The following is a 19,780-nucleotide window of genomic DNA, read 5'->3' on the forward strand; positions in this document are numbered from 1 at the left end:
TGTAAAGAGGGGAATTTCGGGGAAGGCTTACGGGGGTGGGCCTGACTCGAAAACGCAAAAGCCCCGTCCGGCGCGATGCCGGACGGGGCTTTTTTTACATCAACGAATCGAAACGCGCTATTACAGCAGCGGGATCGAGTAGCTGACGATCAGGCGGTTTTCATCTTGGTCACGCTGACCTGGGATGTCGTTGCGCCAGGTAGCGTTTTTCCACATCAGGCCCAGGTTTTTCAGTGGGCCTTCCGGTACAACATAACCAACGGTCAGGTCGCGTTCCCACTCGGAACGGCCGGTGGCGTTGACGCTGACCTGGTTGAAACCGACGCGGCCGGTAGTGTCGATATTATCGCCACGCAGGTAAACCAGGCCAGCAGTCAGGCCTGGGATACCGACTTTGGCGAAGTCATACGAGTAGCGAGCCTGCCAGGTACGCTCGCCAGCACGGCCGAACTTCTGGATTTGCATGTCAGTGATGGTGTAGTTCGAAGAACCGTCACCCTGGTTCAGCCACGGGAAGTCGCTGTTGCCATTGCTGACCTGGTAACCGCCACCGAAGGTGTGACCTGCAACGGTGTACAGGAACAAGCCGCTGTACAGGTTGTTGTCGACTTTACCTTTGGTGATGCCAGTGCCGTAGTCACCGGTGGTGAAATAGTTGGCATCGTGACCGTTAGCACCGTCGTCACGGCTGTTGAAGTAACGGAAGTCCGACTTCAACACGCCCGGGCCGATTGCCCAGTTGTGAACCAGGCCAAGGAAGTGTTGCTTGTAGAACTGATCCAGATTGCCGTAGTAGTACTGAGCAGTCAGATCCTTGTTGATCTTGTAGTCACCACCGGCATAGATGAACTTGTTGCTGTCGCGGCCAGTCGCAGTACGACCGTTGGCGCCTGCAATCGACAGTTCTTCGTTGTTGCTGGAGTTACGACCTTTGACGTGCTCGATCTGGCCACCGACAAGGGTCAAATCCTTGATTTCCGCCGAAGTGATCTGGCCACCCTGGAAGGTTTGTGGCAGCAGACGACCATCGTTAGTGATGATGACCGGGTTTTTAGGCTGCAGAGTACCCAGCTTCAGTTCGGTCTGGGAGATCTTGGCCTTGGCAGTCAGACCCAGGCTGGAGAAGTTATCAACCGCTTCACCATTGGATTTGCTTGGGAAAACAGTGCCGCCATAAGAACCGTAGTTGGTTGCGGTCGCTGGCGAAGCACCGTTAGTGCCGCCACCGGAATCCAGGCGCACGCCCAACAGGCCGATAGCATCGATACCGAAGCCTACGGTGCCTTGGGTGTAACCGGAGATGAAGCGCAGATCGAAGCCTTGGCCCCATTCTTCTTGCTTGCTCTGAACGCCGCCGCGCTTGTTGGCAGGAGCGTTGACGTCGCCGTCACGGTTATCTGTGTTGATGTAGAAGTTACGCAGCCCCAAAGTAGCTTTGCTGTCTTCGATGAAACCGGCGGCGCCTGCCTGCTGCGCCATAACCCCTACGGCCACAGCCAGGGCCAAGGTGGACTTGTTCATGTAAAGCTCCTCTCGTTTCTAATTCTTGTGTTCCTGGCCCGGGGTCTGATGCCCTGGGTCCTAAGATGCGCGATTAGCGCCAGACCGTGACTGACAAGTCAATCGTAACCTTGTGTGTCTACGACCAAGGTCTAATCGCAGTGATTTGGTCCGTGCAGAGTAAAGACTTCCTGATAAACCCAAAAAGAATTTATTCATTCTTTTTCATATCATTTCGGAATATGGCCAGTATCTTGCCACCTCCGCCGGGAAACAGCGTATCGGCGACTAAGCTCATTCCTAAATGGTATTTGTTAGCCTTTTTTTATATCGATTAGCTTTGGCGCAACCGAAATTCGTCAAACCCTATCGAAAAGGCGACGCCATGATGGCCAAACGCGCACTATCTAGTCAATTTGTTACAGTTTGTGTGTCAGCACTGATTTCTCTTTCCGCTCATGCCGCCAACCTCACCGTCGGCTATCAAACCGGTATCGACCCGAGCAAGGTCCCCCAGGCCGACGGCGTCTACGAGAAAACCATCGGCGAGAAAATCGACTGGCGCCGCTTCAACAGTGGCCCGGAAGTTGTGACAGCCATTGCTTCGGGTGACGTGCAGATCGGCAACCTCGGCTCCAGCCCGTTAGCTGCTGCCGCTTCGCGCAATCTGCCCATCGTGGCCTTCATTGTTTCGGCACAGATCAATGCCGCCGAAGCTCTGGTGGTGCGCAACGGCAGCGGCATCAACACACCGCAGGACCTTGTGGGCAAAACCATCGCCACGCCCTTCGTTTCCACTTCCCACTACAGTCTGCTCGGCGCACTCAAGCACTGGGGTCTGGACGCCTCGAAAGTCAAAGTGGTGAACCTGCAACCCGCAGAAATCGCCGCCGCCTGGAAACGCGGCGATATCGATGGTGCGTTTGTCTGGTCGCCGGCGTTGGGCGAAATCCGCAAGACCGGCAAGACCCTGACCGATGCCGCACAGGTCGGTCAGTGGGGCGCGCCGACCTTCGAAGTCTGGGTCGCGCGCAAGGATTTCGCTGAGAAGCATCCAGACGTCGTAGCGAAGTTCGCGAAGGTCACGCTGGATTCATTTGCCGATTACGCGGCGCATAAAGACAACTGGACGGCTGACTCGGTGCCGGTACAGAAAATCGCCAAACTGACCGGTGCCAATGCCGCTGATGTACCGGAATTGCTCGCAGGTTCAGCGTTCCCGGATGCCAAGGCGCAGCAAACCACGACGCTGCTGGATGGCGGCACCGCAAAGGCGATTGGCGAGACGGCGAAGTTTTTGAAGGAACAGGGCAAGGTTGAAACCGTGCTGCCGGACTACTCACCGTACGTCAGCGCGAAATTCGTGGCGCAATAAAAGCTTCGCGAGCAGGCTCGCTTCCACAGGAGTGGGAGCGAGCCTGCTCGCGAATGGAGTGCCTCGGTTACAGGGTCTTTTCGAAGATCTTCGAATTACGCTGAAAGTTGTACAGCGAAGCCCGCGCTGCCGGCAGGCGTTCAACGCTGCTCGGTTCGAAACCACGCTCGCGGAACCAGTGGGCGGTGCGCGTGGTGAGGACGAACAAGGTCTTCAAACCCTGCGCGCGTGCGCGGGTTTCGATGCGCTCCAACAGTTCATCACCGCGACCGCCATGGCGATACTCCGGATTCACCGCCAGACACGCCAGCTCACCGGCATCGGAATCAGCAATCTGATACAGCGCCGCACAGGCGATGATCATGCCTTCACGCTCGACCACGCTGAACTGCTCGATCTCGCGCTCCAGCACTTCGCGCGAACGACGCACCAGTATCCCCTGCTCTTCCAGCGGGCTGATCAAGTCGAGCAAGCCGCCGACGTCTTCAATCGCCGCCTCGCGGACCAGTTCGAACTGCTCTTGAGCGACCAGCGTACCGCCGCCGTCACGGGTGAAAAGCTCGGTCAGCAGCGCGCCGTCTTCGGCGTAACTGACGATATGGCTGCGCGCCACGCCGCCACGGCAGGCTTCGGCAGCGGCATCGAGCAGTTCCGCCTGATAGTTGCTGCCCAGACGCTGCAAATGCGCCGGCACTTGTTGCGGACGCAGTTCGCGAACCAGCTTGCCGTTCTCATCGATCAGGCCGAGGTCGGCGCCGAACAGCAGCAACTTGTCAGCACCCAGATCGATGGCGGCGCGGGTGGCGACGTCTTCGCAGGCGAGGTTGAAGATTTCACCAGTCGGCGAGTAGCCCAGCGGCGATAGCAGCACGATCGAACGCTCATCGAGCAGACGATTGATACCCTTGCGGTCGACCCGGCGTACTTCGCCGGTGTGGTGATAGTCGACGCCTTCGAGCACGCCGATCGGCCGCGCCGTGACGAGGTTGCCGCTGGCCACGCGCAGACGCGAGCCCTGCATTGGTGACGAAGCCATGTCCATCGACAGCCGCGCTTCGATGGCAATGCGCAACTGGCCAACGGCATCGATCACACATTCCAGCGTCGCCGCATCGGTGATGCGCATGCCGTGGTGGTAATGCGGGGTCAGGCCACGGGCGGCGAGACGGGTTTCGATCTGCGGACGCGAACCGTGTACCAACACCAGCCGCACGCCAAGGCTGTGCAGCAGGACGATGTCGTGGACGATGTTGCCAAAATTCGGATGCTCCACGCCATCGCCGGGCAGCATGACGACGAAGGTGCAGTCGCGGTGGGCATTGATGTAAGGGGACGCGTGACGAAGCCAGTTAACGTATTCGGGCATGAACCTGGGCCTGTAATAAATAGCAGCCTAAAAAGGGGCGAAACGGAAACGCACAGCGGGCTGATGGTTATCGTCGGAACAGGCTTGGCGACACGCGCGCTCTCCTCATGAATACGGGTTGGGTTGCTGGCAATTTACAGCGTTTGATCGAGCAAAACACAGATCCCTTGTGGGAGCGAGCTTGCTCGCGAAAGCGTTGTGTCAGATACATCAATGTCGATTGAGCCGACGCATTCGCGAGCAAGCTCGCTCCCACAGGGTGCATCAGGGTTTGTCCGGGGTCAGGCAGTAATGTTCAATCAGTTGCCGTAATAGATGCACGGTAGGCTGCAAACGTGACATTTCAAGGTACTCGCCGGGCTGATGCGCACAGGCGATGTCGCCAGGGCCGAGGACGATGGTTTCGCAGCCGAGGCGCTGAAGATAAGGCGCTTCGGTGCCGAACGCTACTGCTTCGGCGCTATGACCGGTGAGCTTTTCGGCGATGCGCACCAGTTCGGCGTCTTCAGACTGCTCGAATGGCGGCACTTCCGGGAACAACGGTTTGTAATCGATCTTCACTTGATGCCGCTCGGCGACCGGGTTGAGCTTGCGCAGAATCTCCGCGCGCAGGACTTTCGGGTCCATTCCCGGCAATGGTCGCAGGTCGAATTCCAGCGAACACTGGCCGCAGATACGGTTGGGATTATCGCCACCATGAATGCAGCCAAAGTTCATCGTCGGCTGCGGCACGCTGAACTGCGGATTATTGAATTCACGCTGCCACAACAGGCGCAGACCGCGCAGTTCGCCGATCGCATCGTGCATCGCTTCGAGTGCGCTGTGGCCCAGACGCGGATCCGACGAATGGCCGCTCTGCCCGAGGATGTCGATGCGCTCCATCATGATGCCTTTGTGCATGCGGATCGGTTTGAGCCCGGTCGGCTCGCCGATCACCGCCGCACGGCCCAGCGGACGCCCGGCCTCGGCCAGCGCGCGGGCGCCGGACATCGAACTTTCTTCATCGCAGGTGGCGAGGATCAACAGCGGCTGCTTGAACGGCTGATCGAGCAGCGGCAGCACCGCTTCGATGATCAGGGCGAAAAAGCCCTTCATGTCGCAACTGCCCAGCCCGACCCAGCGGCCATCGACTTCAGTCAGCTTCAGCGGATCGGTCTGCCACAACGCATCGTCGTACGGCACCGTGTCGCTGTGGCCGGCCAGCACCAGCCCGCCGGGGCCGCTGCCGAAACTGGCGAGCAGATTGAATTTGCCGGGGCTGACCTGCTGGATATCACAGTTGAAGCCCAGATCACCCAGCCAACCGGCAAGCAAATCGATCACCGCGCGGTTGGACTGATCGAGGTTCGGTTGGGTACAGCTGACCGATGGCGCGGCGATCAGCGCAGCGAACTGGTCTTGCATGGACGGCAAAGGCATCGCTGACTCCAACTCCCGATTTGAAGTCCATCATAGAACCATCCGGCGTCAGGAATAAACCGCCGCAGGGCGTAGGACGAATCAGTCCTGTACACTGCACGGCCTTGGCAGCCACACATTCCCCCGGCTGCGCTCCCGATCCTGGATTTTCCGGCCATGCAGAAAGAAACCGAAATCAAACTCCGCGTCAGCCGCGAAACCCTCGCTGCGCTGCGCGAGCACCCGTTACTGAAAAAACGCAACAAAAGTGGCTGGGAACGCCGTGAGTTGATGAACCAGTACTTCGACACCCCCGAGCGCGACCTGGCTCAGGCCAAGGTTGCCCTGCGCCTGCGCAAGGACGGTGACGAAGTGATTCAGACCCTCAAGACCCGTGGCCAGAGCGTCGCCGGTCTGTCCGAGCGTAACGAGTACGACTGGAAATTGCCGAAAGCCAAGCTCGACGTGAAGAAACTCGACGGCGAATGCTGGCCCGAGTCGCTGGCCGAGCTGGACAAGAAAACCCTCAAGCCGATCTTCACCACCGATTTCGTCCGAGAACGTGCGGAAATTGCCTGGGGCCGTGGCAAGAGCAAAGTGGTCATCGAAGCCGCGCTGGACCTCGGTCACGTGGTAGTCGGCAAGCAGAAAGAAGAAATCTGCGAGCTGGAACTGGAACTGCGCGAAGGCGAGCCTGCCGCGCTGCTGGAACTGGCCGCTGAACTGGCTGAAACCCTGGCCCTGATGCCGTGCGACATCAGCAAGGCTGAGCGCGGCTATCGTCTGTACGATGCCAACAGCTACTCGCTGAGCCTGCCGGCGCCGGAGCTGACTCCGGAAACTCAACTCGACGACGCTTTCGCCGCACTGAGCTGGCACTTGCTCGGCAGCAGTCAGCGTCTGGCTGAACAGTACCGTTTCAACGGTCACTGGCGCCTGTTGCTCGACTGGGTCGAGAACCTCGCAGAAATGCGTGCCCTGCTCAGCAGCCTCGGCCAAGCCGCACCGCGTCAGTCGACCCACGACTTGCGCGTTGCCCTAGATGCATTGCTGGAAGACTGGCGCCCGCTGGTGCAGGCCGGCATCGAAGACGAAGACGTGCGCAAAGCCGCACCGGAGCAGTTCCTCGAAGAACTCGAAGACCCGCGCTGGGGCCTGTTCTCGCTGAACACTTCGCGCTGGTTGCTGGCGCGCACCTGGACCGCTGAGCGTAACGTACGTGGCAACCGTCAGGGCGGCGCGCAGTTGCACAGCTGGTTGCCGCGCACATTGGGCGAAGAAGCGACGGCCCTGCAATTGCAGCGTTATCAGCAGCAGCCGGAAGATCTGGCTGAGCAACTGCCGCGTATCGAACGCATTCAGGTCTGGCTGCACCATGCTCGTAACGTGCTGGAGATCCCGGAAATGGATCGCCTGTATGGCGAACTGAACAAGCTGGCGCAACTGGCCAACGAGCCGACGATCACTGATGAACTGCTCGATGCGCGTAAGCAGCAGGCGATTGCGGTTTACCAGAATCGCGCGTGGAAAATGCTGCTGCGTATGTGACACCGCTTTCGCGAGCAGGCTCGCTCCCACTTTGGAATGCAATCCCCTGTGGGAGCGAGCCTGCTCGCGAAGAGGCCAGCCGCCTTACCTCAGACCGGCAAGCTTGTGGTGGACTTGATCTCCGATAACGCCACAATCGAATTCACTTCCTGAATCCCCGGCACCAGCGACAGCTTCTCGAAGAAGAACCGCTCATACGCCTCGATGTCCGCCGCGACAATCCGCAGTAAAAAGTCCACTGCCCCCATCAGCACGTAACACTCCAGCACCTCCGGAAAACCGCGAATCGCCTCGGTGAATTCCGTAAAATTCGAACGCCCGTGCGCGTTGAGTTTGATCTCGGCAAAGATCTGCGTATTCAGGCCGATTTTCTTGCGATCGAGCAAGGTCACCTGGCCGCGAATGATCCCCTCCTCCTTCATCCGCTGAATCCGCCGCCAGCATGGCGATTGCGACAGGCCGACCTGCTCGGCGATCTGCGCACTCGACAGAGAAGCGTCCTCCTGCAGCAAGGCAAGAATCTTGCGGTCGTAGCTGTCCAGCTCGCCGTGCATAAAAAAACCTCCAATCTAATTCCTTGCGAATTGATTTAGTCGATCAATCGCCAATAACGCCGATCATAGCCAAGAAATGCCCGCCGCCAAATGTAAAAATTCCTCCAGAGATTTTGGAGACCCACCATGCCGCATCTTGAAGCCGTGAACAGCGCCCCGCACCGCGCCGACGTCTGGAACGTCAGCAACGCCCACTGCCTGGCGCAATATCAGATCCTCGCCGAGGCCGAGCCGGACTTGCTGGTGCGCGTGCTCAACCTGTTCGCGTTGCAGTTCCTCACGCCCGAACAGGTCAACGTGCAGCGGATGGACGACTTGCTGTCGATCGACATTGTCATGGGCGGTCTCAGCTGGCATCGCGCGCAAGTGATCGCGGAAAAACTTCGTAACCTGATCAGCGTCTGCTCGGTGAACCTGCAAAACGCCGACAGCGCTTGGGACGCGCGGACGCAAGCGGCCGGCTGACAAATCCGGCAACGCCTTCGTCGGGTAGTGGCCCAACGGTCTACCGGGCCGCGACTATCCTTTTGCGCACAGTCGTTTAAAAGGAAGCCCGCATGTCCGTTCAATTCGCCACTCAGGACCGCTGGCTGGAACTCAATGAGGTGCTGCGTGAACTGGTCGCCCAAGGCTTTATTGGCCAGGACTCGGCGGAGCAGGCGCTGAATGCCCGCCGCCGCCACGCCGCGCACGGTCAGATGCACCCACTGGAGTTCATCGCCAGTCAGCAACTCGACGACCTTAGCCGTCCAGGTAAACACCTCGACCTGGAAAGCCTGACCCTGTGGCTGGCACAGCAGGCCGGTCAGCCGTACCTGCGCATCGATCCGTTGAAAATCAACGTCGCCGCGATCACGCCGTTGATGTCTTACGCCTTTGCGCAACGGCACAAGATTCTCGCCGTAGCGGTCGACCGTGACTCGGTGACTGTCGCCAGCGGCCAGCCTTATGTCACCGGCTGGGAGGCCGATCTCACCCACGTATTGAAACTGCCGATCAAACGAGTGGTGGCCAACCCGGCGGACATCCAGCGCTTCAGTGTCGAGTTTTTCCGCCTGGCGAAATCGGTCAGCGGCGCCAGCAATGCCGATGCCCAGAGCGGCAACCTCAGCAACTTCGAACAACTGCTCAACCTCGGCGCCAGCGATCAGGAACCGGACGCCAACGACGCGCACATCGTCAACATCGTCGACTGGCTGTTCCAGTACGCCTTCCAGCAGCGCGCCAGCGATATCCACATCGAACCCCGGCGCGAGCAAGGCACGGTGCGCTTTCGCATCGACGGCGTCCTGCACAACGTTTATCAATTTCCGCCGCAGGTGACCATGGCGATTGTCAGTCGCCTGAAAAGCCTCGGGCGGATGAACGTCGCCGAGAAGCGCAAACCCCAGGACGGCCGGGTCAAAACCAAGACCCCGGATGGCGGCGAAGTCGAGCTGCGGCTTTCGACCCTGCCTACAGCGTTCGGCGAAAAAATGGTCATGCGGATCTTCGACCCGGAAGTGCTGCTCAAGGATTTCGATCAATTGGGCTTTTCCGCCGACGACCTGCGCCGCTGGCAGGACATGACCCGTCAGCCCAACGGCATCATTCTGGTCACCGGGCCGACCGGCTCGGGCAAGACCACCACGCTGTACACCACGCTGAAAAAACTGGCGACGCCGGAAGTCAACCTCTGCACCATCGAAGACCCGATCGAAATGGTCGAACCGGCGTTCAATCAGATGCAGGTACAGCACAACATCGACCTGAGCTTCGCCGCCGGCGTGCGTGCGCTGATGCGGCAAGACCCGGACATCATCATGATCGGCGAGATCCGCGATCTGGAAACCGCTGAAATGGCCATTCAGGCAGCACTGACCGGGCACTTGGTGCTGTCGACGCTGCACACCAACGACGCCCCCAGCGCGATCAGCCGTTTGCTCGAACTCGGCGTGCCGCATTACCTGATCAAAGCCACCGTGCTCGGCGTTATGGCTCAGCGTTTGGTGCGCACCTTGTGCCCGCATTGCAAGGCGCCGCTGACGCTCGAAGAAGAAGACTGGCAAACCCTGACACGCCCGTGGCAGGCGCCGTTGCCGGGCAACGCGCAACGTGCCATTGGTTGCGTGGAATGCCGCGACACCGGCTATCGCGGGCGCGCCGGGGTCTACGAAATCATGCAACTGAGCGATAGCCTCAAGGCGTTCATCACCCCGGACGCCGACCTCACGGCAATCCGTCGGCAGGCATTCAAGGAAGGCATGCGCAGCTTGAGATTGTCCGGCGCGCAGAAAGTCGCGGCGGGACTGACGACGGTTGAGGAAGTGCTACGGGTGACGCCGCAGAGCGAGCAGAAATAAGCCGCCACGGAACCGGATCGGGGAAATGGCGATCCAACGCCTCAGTTAACCCCCAGGAGTCATCTCATCATGCGTCTCAAACTTGCTGTCGCCACTCTGGCCTTGCTGTCCCTTCCCGTTGGTTCGGCCATGGCGGACAGCTTTTGGCGTAACGTCATCTCGTCCGGTGCCACCACCGGTTCGACCTACCTGACCTTCAAGGATCACAAGCTGATCATCGCCGCGCAGGACGATGCCGGCAGTTTCGTTGCCAGTGACGGTGGCATTCGTGGGCCGTATCTGGAAGCCGCGATGCAGAAGGTTCGCGCTGACAATCCGGGCCTGCAGGCAACAGACATGGAACTGGCGAATGCGATTCTGGCAAAGAACGCGGTGGCTTCCGAGTAAACCTTTCACCGAAGCAAAAAATGCCGCTCGATCGAGCGGCATTTTTTTGCCTGTCTTCTGAGCCCAGCACAAAACTCTGTGGGAGCGAGCTTGCTCGCGAAGGCAATTTCACATCCGAAATATGCGGCGACTGACACGCCGTCTTCGCGAGCAAGCTCGCTCCCACAAGGACCGCATACAGTCTGGATGTCAGCGGTAATCATCGACCGGGACGCAGGCGCAGAACAGGTTGCGATCGCCGTAGACATTGTCGACCCGATTCACCGCCGGCCAATACTTGTGCGCCTTGGTGTGCGCATCCGGGGTGATGCCCTGTTCGATGCTGTACGGCCGTTCCCACACCCCGGTGACATCCGCCAGGGTATGCGGCGCCCGTTTCAGCGGGTTGTCCTCGGCCGGCCAGTTACCGTTCTGCACTTCAGTGATTTCCGCGCGAATGCTCAGCATTGCGCCGATAAACCGATCCAGCTCAGCCTTGGACTCACTTTCGGTCGGCTCGACCATCAAGGTGCCCGGCACCGGGAATGACATGGTCGGCGCATGAAAGCCGTAATCCATCAGGCGCTTGGCGACGTCTTCTTCGCTGATTCCGGTCTGCGCCTTCAACGGCCGCAGATCCAGAATGCATTCGTGTGCCACCCGCCCGTTGCGCCCGGTATACAGCACCGCAAACGCGCCGGATAAATGCTGCGCCAGGTAATTCGCCGCCAGAATCGCTACCTCGCTGGCATCCGCCAACTGTGGTCCCATCATGGCGATGTACATCCAGCTGATCGGCAAAATGCTCGCGCTGCCCCACGGTGCTGCGCTGACGGCGCAGTTCTGCGCCAGCGGCCCGTCGATCGGCACTACCGGGTGATTGGCGACGAACGGCGCCAGATGCGCGCGAATGCCGATGGGCCCCATGCCCGGGCCGCCACCGCCGTGGGGGATGCAGAAGGTCTTGTGCAAATTCATGTGCGACACGTCGGCGCCGATGTCGGCCGGCCGCGCCAGCCCGACCTGCGCATTGAGGTTGGCGCCGTCCATGTACACCTGACCGCCGTGTTTGTGGATAACCTCGCAGATCTCGCTGATGCCCTCCTCGTACACACCGTGAGTCGACGGATAGGTTGCCATCAGGCACGACAACTTATCCCCAGCTTCGGCGGCTTTCGCTTTCAAATCCTCAAGGTCGACGTTGCCCGCTTCATCGCACTCGACAATCACTACGCACATGCCGGCCATCTGCGCCGAAGCCGGGTTGGTGCCATGGGCCGAGGACGGAATCAGACAGATATCCCGCGCGCCCTGCTGACGGCTCTCGTGATACTTGCGGATCGCCAGCAGACCGGCGTATTCGCCCTGGGCGCCGGAGTTGGGCTGCATGCAGATCGCATCAAACCCGGTGATTGCGCACAGCCAGCGTTCCAGTTCTTCGATCATCAAGGTGTAACCGACCGCCTGCTCGCGGGGCACGAACGGATGCAGGTTGGCGAATTGCGGCCAGGTGATCGGGATCATTTCGCTGGTGGCGTTGAGTTTCATGGTGCACGAGCCCAACGGAATCATCGACTGGTTGAGCGCCAGATCCTTGTTCTCCAGTTGCTTGAGATAGCGCAGCATCTCGGTTTCGCTGTGGTGGGCGTTGAATACCGGGTGGCGCAGGTACGGTGTTTTGCGCTGGAGGTTATCCGGGATCCCCGATACGAGGATTTCGGCGTCAAGTTCCTCGACGTTCAACCCATGATCGGCACCGAGCAGCACATCGAACAATTTCGCCACGGTGATTTCATCGCACGTCTCATCGAGACTCAAACCCACCCGACCGCACCCCAGAATCCTCAGGTTGATCTGCGCAGCCTGGGCACTTTCAATGATCGCCGCTTGCGCACCGCCCACGTCCAGCGTCAGCGTGTCGAAGAACTGCGCATTGACCCGGCTGATTCCTTTGCGTTCAAGCCCCGCCGCCAGAATGCAGGTCAGGCGATGCACGCGCTGGGCAATACGCTTCAAGCCTTCCGGCCCGTGATACACCGCGTAGCAACTGGCGATATTGGCCAGCAGCACCTGCGCCGTGCAGATGTTCGAATTGGCCTTTTCGCGGCGGATATGCTGCTCGCGGGTTTGCAACGCCATGCGCAGCGCCACGTTGCCTCGGGCATCTTTTGACACACCGATGATCCGCCCCGGAATCGCCCGTTTGTATTCCTCGCGACTGGCAAAGAACGCCGCGTGCGGGCCGCCATACCCCATCGGTACGCCGAAGCGTTGCGACGAACCGAACACCACATCAGCGCCCAATTCACCCGGCGGCGTCAGCAATAACAAACTCAGCAAATCCGTGGCGACGCAGGCCAGCGCCTGTTGCGCATGCAAGTGATCGATCAATGGCCGCAGATCGTGAATCTCACCGTGGGTGTCGGGATACTGCAGCAACGCACCGAACACCTGATGCTGTTTCAGGTTATCCACAGCGTCGATGATGAGCTCGAAGCCGAAACCTTCAGCACGGGTCTGCACCACGGAAATGGTCTGTGGATGACAGTTCTCATCGACGAAAAACAGATTGCTCTTCGACTTGGCGACGCGCTTGGCCAATGCCATGGCTTCCGCCGCTGCCGTGGCCTCATCGAGCAAAGACGCATTGGCCAGTTCCAGACCGGTGAGGTCGATGGTCAGTTGCTGGAAATTCAGCAGCGCTTCGAGCCGGCCCTGCGCGATCTCCGGTTGATACGGCGTGTACGCGGTGTACCAGCCGGGATTTTCCAGCACGTTGCGCAAGATGACGGTCGGCGTGAGAGTGCCGTGATAGCCCATGCCGATCAGGCTGGTCCAGACCTGGTTCTGCTCGGCATAACCGCGCAGCTTGGCCAATGCCGCTTGTTCATTCAGCGCGGGGGGCAAATCGAGCGCGCGGTTGAAGCGAATGCCCGGCGGTACGGTCTGCTCGATCAACTCGACCCGGCTGCCGAGGCCGAGGCTGTCGAGCATCGCCTGTTGTTCGGCAGCGTCGGGACCGAGGTGACGGCGCAAGAAGGCATCGGGGTCGCGTAACTGGCTCAGGGACGGCAACTGGGACATGACGGGCTCTCTCTTGGCTGGCGCTCGGCGTCAATGCAACACGGTCAAACCAGCATAGCAGCCCAAGCCACGGCTAAATTTTCAAGATCAACACTGACCCTGTGGGAGCGAGCTTGCTCGCGAAAGCGGTGTGTCAGTCGCTGAAGATGTTGAATGTAAAACCGCCTTCGCGAGCAAGCTCGCTCCCACATTGGATTTTTCATCGCCCATGAAAAAGCCCCGACGGGTCGGGGCTTTGCGGTGTTGCTTAATGCTTACTCGCCGATGGCAGCCTTGTAAGCCCCGGCATCCAGCAGCTTGTCCAGCTCAGCCTTGTCGCTTGGCTTGATCTTGAAGATCCATGCACCGTAGGGGTCAGAGTTCAGCAGCTCGGGCGAGCCGCTCAGCTCTTCGTTGATCGCGATGACTTCTCCGCTGATCGGCGAATAGATGTCGGACGCAGCTTTCACCGACTCAACCACACCGGCCTGATCTTGCGCAGCGAAGACCTTGCCTACTTCGGTCAGCTCGACGAACACCACATCGCCCAGCGCTCCCTGCGCGTGATCGCTGATGCCCACGGTGACGGTTCCATCGGCTTCCAGACGTGCCCATTCGTGACTTTCGGCAAAACGCAGTTCGGCAGGGATATCGCTCATCTTCGGTGTCCTCAAGAAATTGTCAGCGGTCTGCCCGCCGGAAAAGGTTAGATCAAGGTTTTGCCATGGCGGACGAAGGTCGGTTTGACTACCCGTACGGGGTACCACTTGCCACGGATTTCCACTTCGGCGCGGTCGGCGGTTGCCATCGGAACACGCGCCAGGGCAATCGATTTGCTTAGCGTAGGAGAGAAACTACCACTGGTGATCTCTCCTTCGCCAACATCGGCGATACGAACCACTTGATGAGCGCGCAAAACACCGCGTTCTTCCAGCACCAGACCGACCAGTTTGTGCGCGACGCCGGCGGCTTTTTCCGCCTCCAGCGCGGCGCGGCCGATGAACTGGCGCGTGGCGGGTTCCCAGGCAATGCTCCAGGCCATATTCGACGCCAGTGGCGAAACATCCTGATGAATATCCTGACCGTAGAGGTTCATACCGGCTTCGACACGCAGGGTGTCGCGGGCACCGAGGCCGATCGGGGAAATGCCCGCACCGACCAGATCGTTGAAGAACCCCGGCGCCTGACTGGCCGGCAGGCAGATTTCCAGGCCATCTTCACCGGTATAGCCGGTACGGGCGATAAACCAGTCTCCGTCGGTATAGCCTTCGAAAGGTTTGAGGTGCTGGATCAGCGTGGCGCGCGACTGGGTCACCAGTTCGGCAATCTTATGCCGGGCCTGCGGACCTTGAATGGCGAGCATCGCCAGTTCGGCGCGTTCGTGCAGTTGCACGTCATAAGCACCGAGCTGCGCGGTCATCCAGGCCAGATCCTGATCGCGGGTGGAGGCGTTGAACACCAGACGATACGCATCGTCGAGTCGGTAGACGATCATGTCATCGACGATGCCGCCGCGCTCATTGAGCATGGTGCTGTACAACGCACGGCCAGGGCGGTGCAGACGATCGACGTCATTGGCCAGCAAATGCTGCAGCCAGGCCTTGGCCTGGGGGCCGGTGACATCGATCACGGTCATGTGGGATACATCGAACACCCCGCAATCGCGGCGCACTTCGTGGTGCTCCTCGACCTGCGAGCCGTAATGCAGTGGCATGTCCCAACCGCCAAAATCGACCATCTTCGCGCCGAGGGCGAGATGCAGGTCATACAGAGGCGTACGCTGTCCCATGGGTTTCTCCTTCCGGGCGTGGCGAAGGTGCGGACAGTCGCTGCACAGCGTGAAAGCCTTGTAATAGAAGGCTTTCAGCCAAGTTCAGCGAAAAGATCTGTCAGACGAACCGCACCGAATGCCGCGCATTGTAGCCGCATGATTCAGGACTGACGACTAAGTGTTTCGGTGCGCCGAGCGGCGGATCAGTCCGATAACCGGCAATAGGCCGACCAGAACCAGAGTCAACGCCGGCAACGATGCCCGTGCCCATTCGCCTTCGCTGGTCATTTCAAAGATGCGTACGGCCAGCGTGTCCCAGCCAAACGGGCGCATCAGCAGGGTCGCGGGCATTTCCTTGAGCACATCGACGAACACCAGCAACGCCGCGCTCAGTGTGCCGGGCAGCAACAGTGGCAGATACACTTTGAAAAACAGTCGCGGCCCACTGACACCCAGGCTTCGTGCCGCTTCGGGCAAAGATGGCCGTATACGCGCCAGACTGCTTTCCAATGGTCCGTAAGCAACTGCGACGAAGCGCACCAGATAAGCCATCAACAACGCTGCCAGACTGCCGAGCAACAAAGGTTTACCCGCGCCGCCGAGCCAGCCGGAGAGTGTGATGACCAGCTCGCGATCCAGATAACTGAACGCCAGCATGATCGACACCGCCAGCACCGAACCCGGCAAGGCGTAGCCCAGATTGGCCAGACCAACGCCGGAGTTGATCGCTTGCGTGGGCGCCAAGCGCCGGGCAAACGCCAGCAGCAAAGCAACGCTGACGGTAATCAGCGCCGCCATGCCGCCCAGATACAAGGTGTGCAGGATCAGCCCGGCGTAGCGCTCATCCAGATCGAAACGGCCGCGCTGCCAGAACCATACGATCAGTTGCAGCATCGGAATGACGAAGGAGCAGGCGAACACCAGGCCGCACCAGCTCATCGCCGCCAAGGCCTTCAGTCCGCGCAGGTGATACAGCGCTTTCACCCGCGGGCGTTCGTTGCTTGCCCGGTTGGCGCCGCGCGCACGGCGCTCGCCGTACAGGACCAGCATCACCACCAGTAGCAACAGGCTGGCCAGTTGCGCGGCACTCGGCAGGCTGAAGAAGCCATACCAGGTTTTGTAGATCGCGGTGGTGAAGGTGTCGAAGTTGAACACCGACACCGCGCCGAAATCCGCCAGGGTTTCCATCAGCGCCAGTGCCACGCCCGCACCGATGGCCGGACGCGCCATGGGCAACGCCACCCGCCAGAACGCTTGCCACGGCGACTGGCCGAGCACCCGCGCGGCTTCCATCAGGCCTTTGCCCTGGGCAAGGAACGCGGTGCGCGCCAACAGGTAAACGTAGGGATAAAAGACCAGCACCAGCACGATGATCACCCCGCCGGTGGAGCGCACACGGGGCAGGCGCAGGCCTGTGCCGAACCATTCGCGCAGCAAGGTTTGCACGGGGCCGGCGAAATCGAGCAGGCCGACGAAGACGAAGGCCAGCACATAGGCCGGAACGGCGAACGGCAGCATCAGCGCCCAGTCGAGCCAGCGCCGCCCTGGGAATTCGCAGAGGCTGGTGAGCCAGGCGAGGCTGACGCCGAGCAGGGTCACGCCGATACCGACACCAACGACCAGCGTCAGGGTGTTGCCGAGCAGGCGTGACATCTGGGTTTCCCACAGGTGCGACCAGATTTGTTGATCGATGGTTTGCCAGGAGAGCAGCAGAACGCTCAGGGGCAACAGCACCAGCGCGGCGATGGCGAAGACGATGGGGTACCAGCGGCGTTGGGCGGGGTGGGCCACTTTGGGGTCTCTGGGGGGATTGGGGTGTTTGGTTTGGGTGTTTCAGGTTGAGATTGTTGCCCTCACCCTAGCCCTCTCCCAGAGGGAGAGGGGACTGACCGAGGTGCTTATGCAAGCTACATCGACCTGAAACATCGAGTCGAACTCAGGATTTGAATCCAACTCAGATCGGCTCCCTTTCTACCCTCTCCCTTGGGGAGAGGGCTGGGGTGAGGGGCTGGATCTTGAAGCAGACAAATTTATCGGAAAAGCCTCAATTCCACCCCGCCCGATCCATCATCCGGATCGCCTCAGCCTGACGCTTGCCCGCCACTTCCACCGGTAAAGTATCCGCAATGAACTTGCCCCACGCCGCCACTTCTTCCGAAGGCGCCACTGCCGGGTTGGCCGGGAATTCCTGGTTCACGTCAGCAAAAATCTTCTGTGCCTCTGGTGTGGTCATCCACTCGACCAAAGCCTTGGCCGCTTCCGGGTGCGGCGCATGTGTGGTCAGGCCAATGCCCGACAGGTTCACGTGCACACCACGATCCGCCTGGTTCGGCCAGAACAGTTTCACCGGCAGCTCCGGCTTCTGCTTGTGCAGGCGACCGTAGTAGTAGGTGTTGACGATGCCCACGTCGCACTGCCCGGCATTGATCGCTTCCAGCACTGCAACGTCGTCGGAGAACACGTCGGTGGACAGGTTGTTGACCCAGCCCTTGAGGATTTCTTCGGTTTTGGCCGCGCCGTGGACTTCGATCATGGTCGCGGTCAGCGACTGGTTGTAGACCTTCTTCGCCGTGCGCAGGCACAGGCGCCCTTCCCAGTTCTTGTCGGCCAGCGCTTCGTAGGTGGTCAGTTCGCCCGGCTTCACCCGCTCGGTGGAGTAGGCGATGGTCCGCGCGCGCAGGCTCAGACCAGTCCAGGCGTGAGTGGACGAGCGATATTGCAGCGGAATGTTGGCGTCGATGGTTTTCGAGGTGAACGGCTGGAGGATGCCCATCTGCTCAGCCTGCCAGAGGTTGCCGGCGTCAACGGTGAGCAACAGGTCGGCGGTGGCGTTTTCACCTTCGGCCTTGATGCGCTGCATCAGCGGCGCTTCCTTGTCGGTGATGAACTTGATCTTCACCCCGGTCTTGGCGGTGTAGGCATCGAAGACCGGTTTGATCAGCTCATCGATGCGCGACGAGTAAACCACCACCTCATCAGCGGCCTGAGCCGATGTACTGCCGATCAGGGACAAGGCCAGTGCGGTCAGAAGACGCTTGGGTGCCAACATGGGAGTGGTCTCTCGGTCGGAAAATGTGGGCCAAATGATAAGGACTCACATTTACCACCTCAATCGAACTCTTTTTGAAGGAGTTACCAGATGTTGCACAGCCTGAAATTTGTGGTGGCTGTTCTGGCCCCTTCGCGAGCAGGCTCGCTCCCACATTGGAATGCATTTCAAATGTGGGAGCGAGCCTGCTCGCGAAGAGGCCATCAGCAGCAACGAAAATGTCAGGCTTTGGCGAGGGCCGGAAGATCACCGGTCAACCCGAGGGCTTCGCGCACAAACAATGCTTTCGCCTCCGGCATCTGCTCCACCAGCTTCAAACCGGCATTCCTCAACCAGCGCACTGGCAACGGATCCGCCTGAAACAACCGCTCAAACCCTTCCATCGCCGCCATCAGCGCGAGGTTGTGCGGCATGCGCCGACGCTCGTAACGGCTCAGCACCTTCACATCCGCCAGACGCTCACCGCGTTCGGCCGCTTGCAACAAAACCTCGGCGAGTACCGCCGCATCGAGGAAACCAAGGTTCACGCCTTGCCCCGCCAACGGGTGAATGGTGTGCGCCGCATCGCCGATCAGCGCCAGGCCTTCAGCCACATAGCGTTTGGCGTGGCGCTGACGCAGCGGCACGCACAACCGCGGATCAGCGCTGATCACCTCACCGAGGCGACCTTCAAAGGCGCGCTCCAGCTCACGACAGAAATCCACTTCATCCAGCGCCATCAAGCGCTCAGCCTCACTCGGTGTGGTCGACCAGACGATCGAACACCAATCCTGCTGGCCGTCACGCTCCAGCGGCAGAAACGCCAACGGCCCGTGATCGGTAAAGCGCTGCCACGCGGTCATCTGATGCGGTTTGCTGCTGCGCACGCTGGTAACGATGGCGTGGTGCATGTAATCCCACTCGCGAGTGGCCATCCCGGTAAGACGGCGAACCGCCGAGTTGGCGCCGTCAGCGGCAATTACCAACGGCGCGCGCAACTGACGACCGTCAGCCAACGTCAGCAGCCAGTCATCGCCAGAGCGACGCATCTGCTCCAGCCGCGCATTGGCCAGCATGCCCAGATCACAATCATGCAAACGGTCGAGCAAGGCATCCTGCACCACGCGGTTTTCGACGATATGGCCAAGCACCTCGGCGTGCACACTGCTCGCCGAAAAGTGAATCTGCCCGGTGCCGCTGCCGTCCCAGACGTGCATGTCGGTGTATGGGCTGCTGCGGCGTTTGGCGATGCCGTCCCACACGCCGAGGCGTCCGAGGATTCGCTGACTAGCGGCAGACAAGGCGCTCACCCGCGGTTCAAACGCAGCTTCGGCGTCAAAGGGTTTGACGCTCAGCGGGCTGCCGTCGAGCAGCAGAACTTCGAGTCCGCTGTCCTGCAACGCCAACGCCAAAGCGCTGCCGACCATTCCGGCTCCGACAATCAGCAGATCTGCGCGCATTTCCATGCT

The 19,780-nt window shown here is 60.1% G+C and carries 15 protein-coding genes; 5 read left to right on the forward strand and 10 right to left on the reverse strand.

Translation table 11 applies throughout. The features are described from left to right. Positions 1–120: 120 nt before the first annotated feature. Positions 121–1,521: an OprD family porin gene (locus ACZ0A4_RS22685; protein ID WP_463576437.1), complete on the reverse strand. Its 1,401-nt coding sequence runs from the start codon at positions 1,519–1,521 to the stop codon at positions 121–123. 364 nt (positions 1,522–1,885) lie between these two features. Here ACZ0A4_RS22685 and tauA point away from each other — a divergent pair, with 364 nt between their 5' ends. Further along, positions 1,886–2,875, forward strand: coding sequence for a taurine ABC transporter substrate-binding protein (tauA, locus tag ACZ0A4_RS22690; RefSeq protein WP_463576438.1), 990 nt, complete (start codon positions 1,886–1,888; stop codon positions 2,873–2,875). Positions 2,876–2,942: 67 nt separating this feature from the next. Here the strand turns inward: tauA and argA are convergent, their stop codons facing one another. Further along, positions 2,943–4,241 (reverse strand): amino-acid N-acetyltransferase, encoded by a 1,299-nt coding sequence (argA, locus tag ACZ0A4_RS22695; RefSeq protein ID WP_007913824.1) that lies wholly within the window; start codon positions 4,239–4,241, stop codon positions 2,943–2,945. 264 nt (positions 4,242–4,505) lie between these two features. Then, positions 4,506–5,660, reverse strand: coding sequence for an acetylornithine deacetylase (gene argE / locus ACZ0A4_RS22700; protein ID WP_463576439.1), 1,155 nt, complete (start codon positions 5,658–5,660; stop codon positions 4,506–4,508). A 156-nt stretch (positions 5,661–5,816) separates the two neighbouring features. Here argE and ACZ0A4_RS22705 point away from each other — a divergent pair, with 156 nt between their 5' ends. Continuing rightward, the gene (locus tag ACZ0A4_RS22705) at positions 5,817–7,187 is read left to right on the forward strand and encodes a CYTH domain-containing protein (RefSeq protein WP_463576440.1); all 1,371 of its coding nucleotides are present in this window, start codon (positions 5,817–5,819) and stop codon (positions 7,185–7,187) included. Between the two features lie 89 nt (positions 7,188–7,276). Here the strand turns inward: ACZ0A4_RS22705 and ACZ0A4_RS22710 are convergent, their stop codons facing one another. Next, entirely contained in the window at positions 7,277–7,741 is a 465-nt protein-coding gene (locus ACZ0A4_RS22710; protein ID WP_273877318.1) for an Lrp/AsnC family transcriptional regulator, read from the reverse strand. A 126-nt stretch (positions 7,742–7,867) separates the two neighbouring features. Between ACZ0A4_RS22710 and ACZ0A4_RS22715 the strand changes: the two genes are divergently transcribed. The 3 genes from ACZ0A4_RS22715 to ACZ0A4_RS22725 all read left to right on the forward strand — a co-directional run bounded on the left by ACZ0A4_RS22715 (position 7,868) and on the right by ACZ0A4_RS22725 (position 10,470). Beyond that, positions 7,868–8,206 carry a hypothetical protein gene (locus ACZ0A4_RS22715; protein ID WP_463576441.1) on the forward strand — a complete coding sequence of 113 codons (339 nt, stop codon included), beginning with the start codon at positions 7,868–7,870 and terminating at the stop codon, positions 8,204–8,206. Positions 8,207–8,298: 92 nt separating this feature from the next. Continuing rightward, positions 8,299–10,083 carry a type IV pilus assembly ATPase TfpB gene (gene tfpB, locus ACZ0A4_RS22720; RefSeq protein WP_463576442.1) on the forward strand — a complete coding sequence of 595 codons (1,785 nt, stop codon included), beginning with the start codon at positions 8,299–8,301 and terminating at the stop codon, positions 10,081–10,083. 66 nt (positions 10,084–10,149) lie between these two features. After that, complete coding sequence (locus ACZ0A4_RS22725; RefSeq protein WP_171057234.1) at positions 10,150–10,470, forward strand: DUF2388 domain-containing protein; 321 nt, start codon at positions 10,150–10,152, stop codon at positions 10,468–10,470. A gap of 189 nt (positions 10,471–10,659) precedes the next feature. On the opposite strand, the gene gcvP is transcribed toward ACZ0A4_RS22725, so the two are convergent. The 6 genes from gcvP to ACZ0A4_RS22755 form a co-directional block, all read right to left on the reverse strand. Continuing rightward, entirely contained in the window at positions 10,660–13,533 is a 2,874-nt protein-coding gene (gene gcvP, locus ACZ0A4_RS22730; protein WP_463576443.1) for an aminomethyl-transferring glycine dehydrogenase, read from the reverse strand. A gap of 254 nt (positions 13,534–13,787) precedes the next feature. Beyond that, positions 13,788–14,171 (reverse strand): glycine cleavage system protein GcvH, encoded by a 384-nt coding sequence (gcvH, locus tag ACZ0A4_RS22735; protein WP_463576444.1) that lies wholly within the window; start codon positions 14,169–14,171, stop codon positions 13,788–13,790. A 47-nt stretch (positions 14,172–14,218) separates the two neighbouring features. Next, positions 14,219–15,301: a glycine cleavage system aminomethyltransferase GcvT gene (gene gcvT, locus ACZ0A4_RS22740; RefSeq protein WP_463576445.1), complete on the reverse strand. Its 1,083-nt coding sequence runs from the start codon at positions 15,299–15,301 to the stop codon at positions 14,219–14,221. Between the two features lie 156 nt (positions 15,302–15,457). Further along, positions 15,458–17,074, reverse strand: coding sequence for an ABC transporter permease (locus ACZ0A4_RS22745; protein WP_463576446.1), 1,617 nt, complete (start codon positions 17,072–17,074; stop codon positions 15,458–15,460). Between the two features lie 253 nt (positions 17,075–17,327). After that, positions 17,328–18,332 (reverse strand): extracellular solute-binding protein, encoded by a 1,005-nt coding sequence (locus tag ACZ0A4_RS22750; RefSeq protein ID WP_463576447.1) that lies wholly within the window; start codon positions 18,330–18,332, stop codon positions 17,328–17,330. Between the two features lie 221 nt (positions 18,333–18,553). Continuing rightward, on the reverse strand, positions 18,554–19,771 hold the full coding sequence (locus ACZ0A4_RS22755; protein ID WP_463577616.1) for a 2-octaprenyl-3-methyl-6-methoxy-1,4-benzoquinol hydroxylase: 1,218 nt from the start codon (positions 19,769–19,771) through the stop codon (positions 18,554–18,556). Positions 19,772–19,780: the final 9 nt, after the last annotated feature.

This window comes from Pseudomonas sp. AC172, assembly GCF_979258595.1.